Source organism: Demequina lignilytica (assembly GCF_030418375.1).
GTDB lineage: Bacteria > Actinomycetota > Actinomycetes > Actinomycetales > Demequinaceae > Demequina > Demequina lignilytica.
On the sequence record NZ_JAUHPZ010000006.1, the window covers coordinates 26,268 to 39,901 of the forward strand.

Consider the following 13,634-nt stretch of genomic DNA (forward strand, 5'->3'; position numbering starts at 1 on the left):
CGTCGCCCGGACGCGCCGGAGGGGCGGCCCCGCTGCGCGGGACCGCCCCTCCGGACGTCAGGACTGCGAAGGCCTACGCCTCGACGGTCTCCTCGGCGGCCGCCTCCTCGACCACGCCGAGCGAGAGCTTGCCGCGCGGGTCGACCTCGGTGATCTCCACCTGGATCTTCTGACCCACGCCGAGCACGTCCTCCACGTTCTCGACACGCTTGCCGCCCACGAGCTTGCGGATCTGCGAGATGTGCAGCAGACCGTCCTTGCCCGGGGTGAGCGAGATGAAGGCACCGAACGCGACGGTCTTCACCACGGTGCCGACGAAGCGCTCGCCGACCTCGGGCACGTGCGGGTTGGCGATCGCGTTGATCGCCGCGCGCGCGGCCTCGGCCGACGGGCCGTCGGTGGCGCCGATGTAGACGGTGCCGTCGTCCTCAATGGAGATGTCCGCACCCGTGTCGTCCTGGATCTGGTTGATCATCTTGCCCTTGGGGCCGATGACCTCGCCGATCTTGTCGACGGGGATGCGCACCGCGATCACGCGCGGGGCGTGCGGGCTCATCTCGTCGGGCTCGGAGATGGCCTGCGCCATCACGCCGAGGATGTGGACGCGGGCGTCGTACGCCTGCTGCAGCGCGCCGGCCAGCACCGAGGCGGGGATGCCGTCGAGCTTGGTGTCGAGCTGGATCGCGGTGACGAACTCGGAGGTGCCGGCGACCTTGAAGTCCATGTCGCCGAACGCGTCCTCGGCGCCCAGGATGTCGGTGAGCGCCGCGTAGCGGGTCTCACCGTCGACCGTGTCGGACACGAGGCCCATCGCGATGCCCGCGACGGGGGCCTTCAGCGGCACGCCGGCGTTGAGCATGGCCAGCGTCGAGGCGCAGACCGAGCCCATCGAGGTCGAGCCGTTCGAGCCGAGCGCCTCGGACACCTCGCGGATCGCGTAGGGGAAGTCCTCGCGCGACGGGAGCACCGGCACCAGGGCACGCTCGGCGAGCGCGCCGTGGCCGATCTCGCGACGCTTCGGGGAGCCCACGCGACCGGTCTCGCCCGTGGAGAAGGGCGGGAAGTTGTAGTGGTGCATGTAGCGCTTGTGCGTCTCGGGCGAGAACGAGTCGATCTGCTGCTCCATCTTGAGCATGTTCAGCGTGGTGATGCCCATGATCTGGGTCTCGCCACGCTCGAAGATCGCGGAGCCGTGCACGCGGGGCACCACGGCGACCTCGGCCGACAGCGGACGGATGTCCTTGAGGCCACGGCCGTCGATGCGGACGCCGTCCTTGAGGATGCGCTGACGGATGGTCTTCTTGGTGACCGAGCGGACGACCGCGGAGATCTCCTTCTCCCGGCCCTCGAACTGACCGTCGAACTGCGCGTGCGCGCCGTCCTTGATCTCGTCGAGGCGCGACTCGCGGGTCTGCTTGTCGGCGATGGTGAGCGCCTCGGCGAGGTCGCCCTCGATCGCAGGCGCGACCACCGAGTACAGGTCGTCCTGGTAGTCGAGGAAGCGCGGGAACTCCGCGGTCTCCTTGGCGGCCTTCGCGGCGACCTCGGCCTGCGCCTCGCACAGGGCGCGGATGAACGGCTTCGCAGCCTCGAGGCCCTCGGCCACGACGGCCTCGGTCGGCGCCTGGGCGCCCTCGGAGACCAGCTCGAAGGCGGTCTCGGTGGCCTCGGCCTCGACCATCATGATGGCGACGTCGTCACCGACGACGCGGCCGGCCACGACCATGTTGAAGACCGCGTTGTCCATCTCCGACCAGCGCGGGAAGCAGACCCACTGGCCCTCGATGAGCGCGATGCGCACGCCGCCGATGGGGCCCGAGAAGGGCAGGCCGGCGAGCTGGGTGGACATGGACGCCGCGTTGATCGCGACGACGTCGTACTGGTCGTCCGGGTGGATCGCGAGGACGTCGACGACGACCTGGATCTCGTTGCGCAGGCCCGACACGAAGGACGGGCGCAGCGGACGGTCGATCAGACGGCAGGTGAGGATCGCGTCCGTGGTGGGACGGCCCTCGCGACGGAAGAACGAGCCGGGGATCTTGCCCGCGGCGTACTGGCGCTCCTCGACGTCGACGGTCAGGGGGAAGAAGTCGAAGCCGTCACGCGGCGCCTTGGAGGCGGTGGTGGCGGACAGCAGCATGGTCTCGCCGTCGAGGTAGGCGACGGCGGAGCCGGCGGCCTGCTTGGCGAGACGACCCGTCTCGAACCGGACGGTGCGGGTGCCGAAGCGACCGTTGTCGATCGTGGCCTCGGCGAACTGGATCTCGGGACCCTCCATAGGGGTGAGTGCTCCTTGCCTAGGAGGCAGGCAGGCGGATATGGCTCACGCCACGTCACTGATCGTCAGTCGAAATGCTCAGAACGACGCCCGCTCGCGGGGGGTTCTGCCCATCACCACCGAGGATCAGCATCCGGCTGGCCTGCCAGGTTGTGTTGGCTGGCTCGAACTTCCGAGCCGCGTCAATGGTATCAGTCACACGCCTGAAACACGCGAGTCGGACACGCGGACGGCCCAGGGACGATGCCCGCGCCTCCCCCGGACATGCGAAAGCCCGGCCGCTGCGACCTTCACGGGGAAGGGCGCGGCCGGGCTGACGCGTGAGCGGGCTGCGCGCTTAGCGGCGCAGGCCCAGACGGGCGATCAGGGCGCGGTAGCGCTCCACGTCGACGCGCTGGAGGTAGTTGAGGAGGTTGCGACGGCGACCCACGAGGAGCAGCAGGCCACGACGCGAGTGGTGGTCGTGCTTGTGCTCCTTGAGGTGCTCGGTCAGGTCCTTGATGCGCTGCGTGAGCACCGCGACCTGGACCTCGGGAGAACCGGTGTCGCCCTCGCGGGTCGCGTACTCGGCCATGATGGACTGCTTCACTGCTGCGTCGAGCGCCACTGTGATCTCTCTTTCACTCGTTGCGCGGCGCACCCGGGCCTGTTCACCGGGGCACTGTTAACCGCGGCCGTTCTGACGGCGAAGATCAATGGTACAGGACGTTGCGGGGATCGGGCGACCTCGGGAGGCATGGCCCGCGCGCGGCGGCCCGCGAACGCTACCAGGAGTCCCCGGTACGGCTGTTCGCCTGCATGCCCGCGCGGGTCGGGTCGCTCAGCACCGCGCGCCTGCGGCGCTCCTCCTCGTCGTCGCCCGGCCGTCGCTGCGGGATGGGCTGGGAGCTGACAGGCCGTCCCGCCCCGAACAACGGGTCGCCCGCGTGGGCTCCCTCCTCGCGCGCCGGGCCGCCGATGCCGGACTGCGGGATCGGCCCGGTGGGCCCGATCTCCGGCGGCGTCAGCCCACGGCCTGCCCCGCCCTCGCGCAGGCGACGCTCGATGTAGGTCGCGAGCCGCGACACGGCCATGTTGATCAGGATGTAGATGGTCGCGCCCACGAGGAACAGCGGCAACGTGTAGTCGACGCCGAAGTAGTCGCGGTTGAGCTTGATGGTCCGCAGCAGCTCGGGGTACGCGACGATGAAGCCGAGCGAGGTGTCCTTGAGCAGCACGACCAGCTGGCTCACCAGCGCGGGCAGCATGATCCGCACCGCCTGCGGGAGCTCGATCAGGAGCGTCGTGCGCATGGTCGACAGGCCGATGCTGAGCCCTGCCTCGCGCTGGCCCTTGGGCAGCGCGGCGAGACCGGCGCGCAGGATCTCGGCGACCACCGCCGCGTTGTAGACCACCAGCCCGAAGACCACGGACCACAGCACGTCCCAGCCGAACACGAGCTTCGCGAGGAACATCAGCAGCAGCACGGGGAGGCCGCGCGCGAGCTCCGTCACCACGGCGGAGGAGCCCGACAGCACGCGGCGGGCCGAGCCGCGCCGCACGATAGCGATCGCGCCGCCCAGGATGAGGGCGACGGGCGCGGCGAGGGCCGCGGCCTTGAGCGTGTTCCCCAGACCCTTCGCGAGCGACAGCCAGACGTCGCCGGCGGTCTGACCCTTCGGCGGGTCCCACAGGATGGCCCAGCGGTCGTCGAAGATCCCGCGCTGGTACCAGGACCACAGGATCCACGCGCCGATCGCGACGAACGCGAGCGAGAAGACGAGGTTGAGCGTCCGGTCGAGCCGCTTCGCGCGGGGGCCGGGGGCGTCGTAGAGGACCGATCCGCTCATCGTGCGAACGCCACCTTCCGCTCGATCTGCCCGGCCAGGAGGCCGAGCGGGATGGTGATCACCAGGTACATGAGGCCGATCCCGAAGAAGATGAACAGCCCGTCGGCGGGGTGCGTGTTGGTGAGGCGCTGCTGGATCGCGACCAGCTCGGTGAACGCGAAGCCGGCGGCGACCGACGTGTTCTTGGTGAGCGCGATCAGCACCGAGATCAGCGGCGGGATCGCGGTGCGCCACGCCTGGGGCAGCACCACCTGGGACAGCGTCTGGCCGAAGGTCAGGCCGATGCTGCGGGCGGCCTCCGCCTGCCCGATCCCGACGGAGTTCACGCCGGAGCGCAACGCCTCGCAGACGAAGGAGCTGGTGTACAGGCTCAGCGAGACCACCGCGGGCCAGAAGCCCAGCTCGGGGAACAGCAGCCCGAACGTCGGGGCGACGAAGACCCAGAAGAAGAACATGAGCGTCAGCGGGGTGTTGCGGACGATCTCGACGTACGCGGTGCCGAAGCTCCGCAGCGGGCCGACGGGCGACACGCGCATGGTCGCGAGCAGGGTGCCGAGCACGAGCGACAGCGCCCCCGCCACCGCCGTCAGCGACAGCGTCGCGAGGAAGGCCCCCCAGATGAGGCCGAACTCCTCGATGAACGTCTGCATGCTCTCCTCCGGACGGGCCGTGCGGCCCCTCGGACGAGGGGCCGCACGGCGTGGTCGCTAGTTCTCGTACCGGTCGACGGTCGGGACATCCGGGTCGGGCAGCACGGTGCCCGCGGTGGCCTGCCACGCCTCGAGCCAGCTGCCGTCCTCGAAGATCTCCTCGAGCACGTCGTTGATCCACATCCGGAACTCGGTGTCGTCGAGCGCGAGACCGATGCCGTAGGGCTCCTCGGTGAACGGCTCGCCGACCACCTTGAACTCACCGTCCGACTCGGCCACGTAGCCCGCGAGGATCACGTTGTCCGTCGTCACCACGTCGACCTGACCGTTGCTGAGCGGCTCCAGGCAGTCCGTGTACGCGCCGAACAGCGAGAGGTTCGCGTCCGGGTAGTTGTCCGCGATGTTCTGCGCGGGGGTCGAGCCCTCGACGGAGCAGACGTTCTTGCCCGCGAGGTCGTCGGGACCGTTGATGTCGTCCGTGGTGGACAGCGTCATCAGCGCCTGGCCGGCGTTGTAGTACGGACCCGCGAAGCTCACGAGCTCCTTGCGCGCGTCGTTGATCGTGTACGTCGCGATGACGATGTCGACGGTGCCGTCCTGGATGAACGGCTCGCGGTTCGCGGACACGGTCTCGACCCACTCGATCGAGCCTTCGTCGATGCCGAGCTTGCCCGCGATGATCTTGCCGATCTCCACGTCGAAGCCCTCGGGGTCGCCGCTCGGCGCGAGCAGCCCGAACAGCGGCTGGTCGAACTTGGTGCCGATCGTGATCGAGCCCGCCTCCGAGAGGGCGGCCATGGTCGACCCCTCGGCGAACTCCATCATCGAGCCGTCATCGCCCGAGGCCTCCGCATCCGAGTCGTCCCCCGACGAGCACGCCGCGAGGGTGAGCCCCGCCACGATCGCCGCTGCGGCCCAGGCCGCCTTCTTCCGCATCATCTCTGCCTCCTCCATCCGGGCGCCCCGCGGTCGCGGAGCGCCAAGCCGTTGCTCTCAGTGCGTCAGGATCTTCGACAGGAAGTCCTTGGCACGCTCCGACGTCGGCGACGTGAAGAACGTCTCCGGGTCGGACTCCTCGTGGATCCGTCCATCCGCCATGAACACCACGCGGTTCGCCGCCTTGCGCGCGAAGCCCATCTCGTGGGTGACCACGATCATGGTCATCCCTTCGTGCGCGAGGGAGGTCATCACGTCGAGGACCTCGTTGATCATCTCCGGGTCGAGCGCGCTGGTGGGCTCGTCGAACAGCATCACCTTGGGCTTCATGGCCAGGGAGCGGGCGATCGCGACGCGCTGCTGCTGGCCGCCCGAGAGCTGAGCCGGGTACTTCTGGGCCTGGTTGGCGACGCCGACGCGCTCGAGCAGCGCCATGGCCTGCGCGTCGGCCTCCTTCTTCGCCACCTTCTTGACCTTGATGGGCCCGAGCGTGACGTTCTCGAGGATCGTCTTGTGCGCGAACAGGTTGAACGATTGGAAGACCATCCCGACGTCGGCGCGGAGGCCGGCGAGCGCCTTCCCCTCTTGCGGCAGCGGCTGGCCGTCGATGGTGATCGACCCGCTGTCGATGGTCTCGAGGCGGTTGATGGCGCGGCACAGCGTGGACTTGCCCGAGCCGGACGGCCCGATCACGACGATCACCTCGCCGCGGGCCACGGACAGGTCGATGTCCTGAAGCACGTGCAGCTCGCCGAAGTGCTTGTTGACCTTGTCGACCACCACGAGGGCATCGGTTGCGGTTGGCATCTCTCCACCCTAGGCCCGCAGGTCCGGGTCCGCCCGAGATGTGACACAAAAGCGACCGAAACTTAACTGCCTGGTAACACGCCCCGGCCGTGCGTCACGGGCGGATCTCGAGCGCCTCCCGGCACCAGTCGACGTCCTCCTCGAGGCCCACCACCAGCGCCTCGACGGAACCGAAGTCGAGCATCGGGCGCCGCCACTCGACCAGGTCGAGGGCGACCTCGGCGCCGTACAGGTCGAGCCCCTCGGCGTCGATCACGTAGGCCTCGATGCGCAGGTCGGTGCCCCCGACGGTGTAGTTCATCCCGAGGCTCACGGCGGCGGGCAGGCGCTCCTGCGCGATCGCCGCGGCGCGAGCGTTGTCCCCGGGATCGATCACCGTGAGCCAGGCCGCGTAGACGCCGTGGCGCGGGATCATCCCTGCGGTGTGGTCGAGGTTCGCGGTCGGGAACCCGATGGTCCGGCCGAGCTTGTCGCCGTGGATCACCACGCCGCGCACCCGGTGCTCCCGGCCCAGCACGTCGGCGGCGCCGCGCAGGTCGCCCTCCTCGACGAGCTCGCGCACCCAGGTCGACGACCAGCGCCGCCCGGACTCGGACACCGCGCACGCGTCGTCGATGATGTCGACGTCGAAGCCCAGCCGGTCGCCCAGCTCCCGCATCGTCTCGACGTCGCCGGCGTTGCCGCGCCCGAAGCGGGTGTCGCGCCCGACCACGACGCACGAGGCGCGCATGCCGCGCACGAGGTAGTCGCGCACGAACTCCTCAGGCGTCTGGCGGGCGAAGTCCAGCGTGTAGCGCACGACGAGCACGCCGTCGAGCCCGATCGCCGCCAGCCGCTCCAACCGGTCGTCGATCCCGGTGAGGAGCTCCGGCGGGTGCGCCGGGTCGTGCACGGCCTTCGGATGCGGGTCGAAGGTCATCGCCAGCGCGACCTGGCCGCGCGCCCGGGCGTCGGCGACCATGGCCCCGAGCACCGCCTGGTGGCCGCGGTGGACGCCGTCGAAGTTGCCGAGCGTGACCACGGCGGGGCCCAGGTCGGGGATCTCCGCGAGCGAGCGCCAGACGTGCATGCGCGTCATTCTGCCGCAGCCGGCGGGGCCGACGGTCCAGGTGCGGACGATGCGGAGGCGACCTCGAAGACCACCGCGGGCTTCGCGCGGCCTGCCTTGGGCTCCACGATCGCGACCGCGCGCGGCCCGGGCGCGATGGCCACCGCGGTGCCGTCGAGGCCGGGAGCGTCGATCCACTGGCCGAAGCCGAGCGCGGTCGCGTCGCGATCCGACACCTCCAGCACCGGCAGCGTCGCGGAGGCGGCGTCGGCGAGCGGGATGCGCGGCATGGTCTCGCCCCCCTCGACCACCGCGCCCAGGTCCTCGAGCGTGCGCGCCATGGCGAGGTCGATGCCGCCCACCCGCGTCCGGCGCAGCGCGGTCAGATGCCCTCCGACGCCGAGCGCGGCGCCCAGGTCGCGGGCGAGCGCCCGCACGTACGTGCCCGACGAGACGTCGACCGTCACGTCGACGTCGACGACCGGGCCCGACCGGCGCACCGCGCGCACGTCGAAGCGCGAGACGGTGACGGGTCGCGGCGGCAGCTCGACGTCCTCTCCCCCGCGCACCCGCGCGTAGGAGCGCCTGCCGTCGACCTTGATCGCGGAGACCGCGGACGGCCGCTGCTGGATGTCGCCGGTGAGGTCGGCCACGGCCGCCCGCAGCGCCTCGTCCGTCACCGCGGAGGCGTCGGCCTCGGAGGTGACGTCACCCTCCGCATCGTCCGTCACCGTGGACTGGCCGAGGCGGATGGTCGCGTCGTAGGACTTGTCATGCCCGACCACGTAGGTGAGCAGCTTGGTCGCGCGTCCGATGCCGAGCACCAGCACGCCCGTCGCCATCGGATCGAGCGTGCCGGCGTGGCCCACCTTGGAGGTGGACGCCAGCCGGCGGACCCGCGCGACGACGTCGTGCGAGGTCCAGCCGGCCGGCTTGTCGACCACGACCAGGCCGGGGACGGGCTCGGGCCCGCCGCGGCGGCCCATGCCCTAGCTCTCGTCCTCGTCCGGGTGCTTGTACGGGTCCGCCTCGCCGGCGAACTGCGCGTTCTCGCGCAGCCGCTTGAGCTCCTCGTCCCGCTGGTGCGCCTCGTGCAGCGCGCGGTCGAGCGAGGCGGCCGTCTCGGGGACCGCGTCGAGGTGGAAGGACAGCGTCGGGGTCAGACGGATGCCCAGCCCGGAGCCGACGATCGACCGCAGCCGGCCCGTGGCCTTGGCCAGGGCCTTCGCCGCGTCCTCACGCTCGGTCTCGCCGCCCATGACGGTGTAGAACACCGACGCCTGCTGGAGGTCGCCCGTCACCCGCACATCGGTGATGGTGACGAACGCCAGCCGGGGGTCCTTGATCTCGGTCTGAAGCGCGCGGGCGACGATCTTCTTGATCGTGCCCGCGAGCTTCAGCGCGCGTGCCTTGTCAGCCATCAGTCCCTCGGGATCTCGACCATCTCGAACGTCTCGATGATGTCACCGACCTGGATGTCGTTGAACTTGCCGAGGCCGATACCGCACTCGAAGCCGTCCTTGACCTCCGTGACGTCGTCCTTGAAGCGACGCAGGGTGTCGATGGTCGGCTCGCCGATGACCACGCCGTTGCGCACGACCTTGGCCTTGGCGTTGCGGGTGATCTTGCCGGTGCGGACCAGGCAGCCGGCGATGTTGCCGAACTTGGAGGAGCGGAAGATCTCCATGATCTCCGCGCCGCCGACCTGGCGCTCCTCGAACTCGGGCTTGAGCATGCCCTTGAGCGAGGCCTCGACGTCCTCGAGCGCGCGGTAGATGACCGAGTAGAAGCGCATGTCCACGCCCTCGCGGTCCGCGAGGTCCTGGACGCGCTCCGCCGGACGCACGTTGAAGCCGAGGATGATCGCGTTGTCGACCGTCGCGAGGTTGACGTCGTTCTGCGTCACCGCACCGACACCGCGGTGGATGATGCGCAGGTCGACCTCGTCGCCCACGTCGATCTGGAGCAGCGCGTCCTCGAGCGCCTCGACGGCACCGGAGACGTCACCCTTGATGATGAGGTTGAGGGTCTCGACCTTGCCCTCCTCGAGGGCCTTGTTGAAGTCCTCGAGGGAGATGCGCTTGCGGCGCTTGGCGAGCTGAGCGGCACGCTCGGCGGCCTCGCGCTTCTCGGCGATCTGACGGGCGGTGCGGTCGTCGTCGGCCACCAGGAAGGTGTCGCCGGCGCGGGGCACCGAGGTGAGACCGATGACCAGCACCGGGCGGCCCGGCGTGGCGACGTCGACCGGGTTGTCGTGCTCGTCGAACATCGCACGCACGCGGCCGTGGGCCGTGCCCGCGACGATCGCGTCGCCGACGCGGAGCGTTCCGGAGTTGACCAGGACGGTCGCGACGGCACCGCGGCCCTTGTCGAGGTGGGCCTCGACGGCCACACCGCGGGCGTCCTTGTTCGGGTTCGCCCGCAGGTCGAGGCCGGCATCCGCGGTGAGCAGCACGGCCTCGAGCAGATCGTCGATGCCCTTGCCCTGGAGCGCGGACACGTCGACGAACATGGTGTCGCCGCCGTACTCCTCGGCCACCAGGTTGTACTCGGTGAGCTGCTGGCGGATCTTGGCGGGGTTGGCCCCCTCCTTGTCCACCTTGTTGACCGCGACCACGATCGGCACGTTCGCCGCCTGGGCGTGGTTCAGCGCCTCGATCGTCTGGGGCATCACGCCGTCGTCCGCCGCGACCACCAGGATCGCGATGTCCGTGACCTTCGCACCGCGGGCACGCATGGCGGTGAACGCCTCGTGACCCGGGGTGTCGATGAAGGTGATGGCACGGTCGACGTCCTCGTGCGTGGTGTGCACCTGGTACGCGCCGATGTGCTGGGTGATGCCGCCGGCCTCGCCGGAGATGACGTCCGCCTTGCGGATCGAGTCCAGCAGACGGGTCTTTCCGTGGTCGACGTGACCCATGACGGTGACGATCGGGGCACGCGGCTCCAGGTCCTCGTCGGTCTCCGCCTCGAGCTCGGCGTCCAGGTCGAGGCCGAAGTCCTCGAGGAGCTCCTTGTCCTCGTCCTCCGGCGACACGATCTGGATGACGTAGCCGAGCTCGCTGCCGAGGGCCTCGAAGGTGTCCTCGTCGAGCGACTGCGTCGCGGTGGCCATCTCGCCCAGGTGGAACAGGACGGTCACGAGCGACGCGGGGTTGACGTCGATCTTCTCAGCGAAGTCCGTCAGGGTCGCGCCGCGACGCAGGCGGATCGGGGTCGAGCCGTCGCCGCGAGGGATCTGCACGCCGCCGATCGACGGCGCCGCCTGCTGCTCGTACTCGGCCCGCTTCGCCCGCTTCGACTTCCGGCCGCGCGCGGGCTTGCCGCCCGCACGACCGAAAGCGCCGGCGGTGCCGCCGCCGCGGCCACGGCCGCCGGGGGCCGGACGGCCGCCGGGGCCGCCGAAGCCGCCGGGACGGCCCGGAGCGCCACCGGGACCGCCGCCCGGGGCACCGCCCGCGGGACGGGGGCCGAAGCCGCGACCAGGGGTGCCCGCGGGGGCGCCGCCGGGACGGCCGGGTGCGCCGCCGGGACCGCCGGGACGTCCGCCGCCGGCGCCGCCGGGACGGGGGCCCTGCGGACGGGGCGACTGGAACGGGTTGTTGCCGCCCGGACGGGGGCGGGGACGCGGACCTGCGTTGCGGTCCGAGAACGGGTTGTTGCCGGCCGGGCGCGGACGCGGGCGCGGCATGTCGCTCGGCGTCGGGGCCGCCGGGCGAGGTCCGGGGGTGGGCGCGCCGGGCTTGCGTGCCGGGGCGGCATCGGACGATGCGGGGGCCTGGGCCGCGGGCTTCGCCGCGGCAGGCTTCGGGCCGGGTCCGGCGGGCTTGCGCGCGGGCTCCGGGGCCTCGACCTGCTCGGCGGCGGGCGCCGCCTTGGGGCCGGGCTTGGGTGCGCCGGGCTTGGCGGCCGGCGCGGCAGCGGGCTTCGGCGCGGGCGCGGCCGCCTTGGCGGCGGGCTTCGCGGCGGACGCGGGGAAGGCGTCGCGCGCCTTGCGCACGACCGGCGCCTCCAGGGTGGAGGACGGACCCTTGACGTACTCGCCGAGCTCGTTCAGCTTGGCGATGAGGTCCTTGCTCGAGACTCCGAGCTCCTTCGCGATCTCATGAACGCGGGGCTTTGCCACAATTCTCCTGTCTTGACTCGACCAAGACAGGGTCGAGCCGTCGTTACGGGTGGGTACTCATTTCGAGGTACTCATCGGATGGCCATGGGCTTTCATCCCGTCTGACTCGTGGGTGGACGCGGTCCGGGCTCGTCGACCGTGAGGCCGGTGACGTCGAGATCCGACGCGCGCAGCGCGCGCGGCAGGGCCCGTCGCCTCAGAGCCTGCGCGAGGCACTCCGGATCGGGGTGCAGCCAGGCGCCCCGGCCCGGCATGCTCCGACGATGGTCGACGACCGCACGGCCGTCCTCGATCGCCACTCGCACAAGGACCGACCGAGAGCCCCGACCCCTGCATCCCACGCACGTCCGCTGCGGCTCCTGAGGAGCGCTGGCGGCCTCGTCGGCCACACGAGACGGGTCTCTCGGTGTCACCAGTCTAGCGGCTTCCCGTCAGCGCCCGGAACCGCCGCGCCCGGGGACCTCCGGCGCCTCGTCCGAACGGATGTCGATCCGCCACCCCGTCAGGCGGGCGGCGAGGCGGGCGTTCTGGCCCTCCTTGCCGATCGCGAGCGAGAGGTGGAAGTCGGGCACGACGACGCGCGCCGCGCGCGCCTCCTCGTCGACCACGGTCACCGACACCACCCGCGACGGGGACAGCGCGTTGCCCACGAAGGTCGCGGGGTCGTCGTCCCAGTCGATGATGTCGATCTTCTCGCCGCGCAGCTCGCTCATCACGGCGCGCACGCGCGCGCCCATGGGGCCGATGCACGCGCCCTTCGCGTTGACGCCGGGCACGGTCGCGCGCACGGCCAGCTTGGTGCGGTGCCCGGCCTCGCGCGCGAGGCTCATGATCTCGACCGTGCCGTCGGCGATCTCCGGCACCTCGAGCTCGAAGAGCTTGCGGACCAGGCCCGGGTGGGTGCGCGACAGGGTGATGGACGGGCCTTTGGCGCCCCGGGCCACGTCGAGCACGAAGCCCTTGAGCCGCTCGCCGTGCACGTAGACCTCGGTAGGCACCTGCTCGTGCGGCGGCAGGATGGCCTCCACCTCGCCGAGCTGGACGTGGACGTTCTTGGGGTCCGACGACTGCTGGATGATGCCCGACACGATCTGCCCGGTCTTGCCGGCGTACTCGCCGAGCACCGCATCGTCGCCCGCCTGGCGCAGGCGCTGGAAGATCACCTGACGCGCGGTCGACGTCGCGATGCGTCCGAAGTCCGCGGGGGTGTCGTCGAACTCGGGCGCGGTCATCGGATCCTCGCCGGGCTCCACGTCCTCGCGGGCGAAGATGCTCACCTTGCCCGTCGCGCGATCAAGGTGCGCGCGGGCGTTCCGGTAGGCGCCGGGCGACTTGTGGTACGCGGAGAGGAGCGCCTGCTCGATCGCGTCGACCAGGACGTCGAGCCTGATGTCGCGCTCGCGCTCGAGCCCGCGCAGCGCCTGCATGTCGATGTCCATCAGTCCTCCGAGATCCTCTTCATCTCCACCTCGATGCGGCCGGTGCGCACCTGCGACAGCGGCACGCGCCGCTCCTCGCCGTCGACCGCCAGCACCAGGTCGTCGCCGTCCACGTCGGTCAGGCGGCCCGTGAGCGCACCGTCCTCGACGGTCAGCGTCACCAGGCGCGTCCGTGCGCGCATGAAGTGGCGGCGCTCGGTGAGCGGCCGGCTGGTCCCGGGCGTCGACACCTCGAGCACGTAGGGGTTCTCCGGCACGTTCGCCTCGTCGAGCGCGGCGCCGATCGCGCGCGACGCGTCGGCGATCCGGTCGAGGTCGGCGCTGCCGACCTCGGTCTCGGGCAGGTCGAGCGTCACGATCACGCGCGAGCGCTTGCCCGCCGCCTCCACCGTGACGTCCTCGACCACGAGCCCGGCGGACGCCGCCGCCGGGGTCGCGAGCTCGGTGATGCGGCTCGAGATGTCCATGGCATCGCCTCCCGCGCGCGGCGCGCGCTCCGTTGCTGAAATTCGGTCGGAGAC

13 protein-coding genes are annotated in these 13,634 nt (G+C 71.0%); all 13 read right to left on the reverse strand.

Annotated features, from left to right (window positions below; all coding sequences use genetic code 11):
* Positions 1–73 precede the first annotated feature (73 nt).
* Positions 74–2,278, reverse strand: a complete 2,205-nt coding sequence (locus QQX13_RS09645; protein WP_301118408.1) for a polyribonucleotide nucleotidyltransferase — start codon at positions 2,276–2,278, stop codon at positions 74–76.
* Between the two features lie 337 nt (positions 2,279–2,615).
* Entirely contained in the window at positions 2,616–2,885 is a 270-nt protein-coding gene (gene rpsO / locus QQX13_RS09650; protein WP_062301281.1) for a 30S ribosomal protein S15, read from the reverse strand.
* A 157-nt stretch (positions 2,886–3,042) separates the two neighbouring features.
* Positions 3,043–4,107 carry an amino acid ABC transporter permease gene (locus tag QQX13_RS09655; protein ID WP_301118409.1) on the reverse strand — a complete coding sequence of 355 codons (1,065 nt, stop codon included), beginning with the start codon at positions 4,105–4,107 and terminating at the stop codon, positions 3,043–3,045.
* On the reverse strand, positions 4,104–4,757 hold the full coding sequence (locus QQX13_RS09660) for an amino acid ABC transporter permease (RefSeq protein WP_301118410.1): 654 nt from the start codon (positions 4,755–4,757) through the stop codon (positions 4,104–4,106). Before QQX13_RS09660 ends, QQX13_RS09655 begins: the two co-directional genes overlap by 4 nt.
* A 57-nt stretch (positions 4,758–4,814) precedes the next feature.
* Positions 4,815–5,696, reverse strand: coding sequence for a glutamate ABC transporter substrate-binding protein (locus QQX13_RS09665; RefSeq protein WP_301118411.1), 882 nt, complete (start codon positions 5,694–5,696; stop codon positions 4,815–4,817).
* A 54-nt stretch (positions 5,697–5,750) separates the two neighbouring features.
* Complete coding sequence (locus QQX13_RS09670; RefSeq protein WP_301118412.1) at positions 5,751–6,500, reverse strand: amino acid ABC transporter ATP-binding protein; 750 nt, start codon at positions 6,498–6,500, stop codon at positions 5,751–5,753.
* 94 nt (positions 6,501–6,594) lie between these two features.
* Positions 6,595–7,569, reverse strand: coding sequence for a bifunctional riboflavin kinase/FAD synthetase (locus tag QQX13_RS09675; RefSeq protein ID WP_301118413.1), 975 nt, complete (start codon positions 7,567–7,569; stop codon positions 6,595–6,597).
* 5 nt (positions 7,570–7,574) lie between these two features.
* On the reverse strand, positions 7,575–8,534 hold the full coding sequence (gene truB, locus QQX13_RS09680) for a tRNA pseudouridine(55) synthase TruB (RefSeq protein WP_301118414.1): 960 nt from the start codon (positions 8,532–8,534) through the stop codon (positions 7,575–7,577).
* 3 nt (positions 8,535–8,537) lie between these two features.
* Positions 8,538–8,969 carry a 30S ribosome-binding factor RbfA gene (gene rbfA / locus QQX13_RS09685; protein WP_301118415.1) on the reverse strand — a complete coding sequence of 144 codons (432 nt, stop codon included), beginning with the start codon at positions 8,967–8,969 and terminating at the stop codon, positions 8,538–8,540.
* Positions 8,969–11,674 carry a translation initiation factor IF-2 gene (infB, locus tag QQX13_RS09690; RefSeq protein ID WP_301118416.1) on the reverse strand — a complete coding sequence of 902 codons (2,706 nt, stop codon included), beginning with the start codon at positions 11,672–11,674 and terminating at the stop codon, positions 8,969–8,971. The genes rbfA and infB overlap by 1 nt, the downstream gene beginning before the upstream one ends.
* Positions 11,675–11,766: 92 nt before the next feature.
* A complete protein-coding gene (locus tag QQX13_RS09695) occupies positions 11,767–12,087 on the reverse strand; it encodes a YlxR family protein (RefSeq protein WP_367281255.1) in 321 nt (106 codons plus the stop codon).
* A gap of 18 nt (positions 12,088–12,105) precedes the next feature.
* Positions 12,106–13,113 carry a transcription termination factor NusA gene (gene nusA / locus QQX13_RS09700; RefSeq protein WP_301118418.1) on the reverse strand — a complete coding sequence of 336 codons (1,008 nt, stop codon included), beginning with the start codon at positions 13,111–13,113 and terminating at the stop codon, positions 12,106–12,108.
* Positions 13,113–13,580, reverse strand: a complete 468-nt coding sequence (gene rimP / locus QQX13_RS09705) for a ribosome maturation factor RimP (RefSeq protein WP_301118419.1) — start codon at positions 13,578–13,580, stop codon at positions 13,113–13,115. The genes nusA and rimP overlap by 1 nt, the downstream gene beginning before the upstream one ends.
* Positions 13,581–13,634: the final 54 nt, after the last annotated feature.

What these genes read in the sequence shown, in the direction of transcription:
- QQX13_RS09645 (WP_301118408.1), bottom strand. Translation starts at nt 2,278, where the DNA reads ATGGAGGGTCCCGAGATCCAGTTCGCCGAGGCCACGATCGACAACGGT.
- QQX13_RS09655 (WP_301118409.1), bottom strand. Translation starts at nt 4,107, where the DNA reads ATGAGCGGATCGGTCCTCTACGACGCCCCCGGCCCCCGCGCGAAGCGG.
- QQX13_RS09660 (WP_301118410.1), bottom strand. Translation starts at nt 4,757, where the DNA reads ATGCAGACGTTCATCGAGGAGTTCGGCCTCATCTGGGGGGCCTTCCTC.
- QQX13_RS09665 (WP_301118411.1), bottom strand. Translation starts at nt 5,696, where the DNA reads ATGATGCGGAAGAAGGCGGCCTGGGCCGCAGCGGCGATCGTGGCGGGG.
- QQX13_RS09670 (WP_301118412.1), bottom strand. Translation starts at nt 6,500, where the DNA reads ATGCCAACCGCAACCGATGCCCTCGTGGTGGTCGACAAGGTCAACAAG.
- QQX13_RS09675 (WP_301118413.1), bottom strand. Translation starts at nt 7,569, where the DNA reads ATGCACGTCTGGCGCTCGCTCGCGGAGATCCCCGACCTGGGCCCCGCC.
- truB (WP_301118414.1), bottom strand. Translation starts at nt 8,534, where the DNA reads ATGGGCCGCCGCGGCGGGCCCGAGCCCGTCCCCGGCCTGGTCGTGGTC.
- rbfA (WP_301118415.1), bottom strand. Translation starts at nt 8,969, where the DNA reads ATGGCTGACAAGGCACGCGCGCTGAAGCTCGCGGGCACGATCAAGAAG.
- nusA (WP_301118418.1), bottom strand. Translation starts at nt 13,113, where the DNA reads ATGGACATCGACATGCAGGCGCTGCGCGGGCTCGAGCGCGAGCGCGAC.
- rimP (WP_301118419.1), bottom strand. Translation starts at nt 13,580, where the DNA reads ATGGACATCTCGAGCCGCATCACCGAGCTCGCGACCCCGGCGGCGGCG.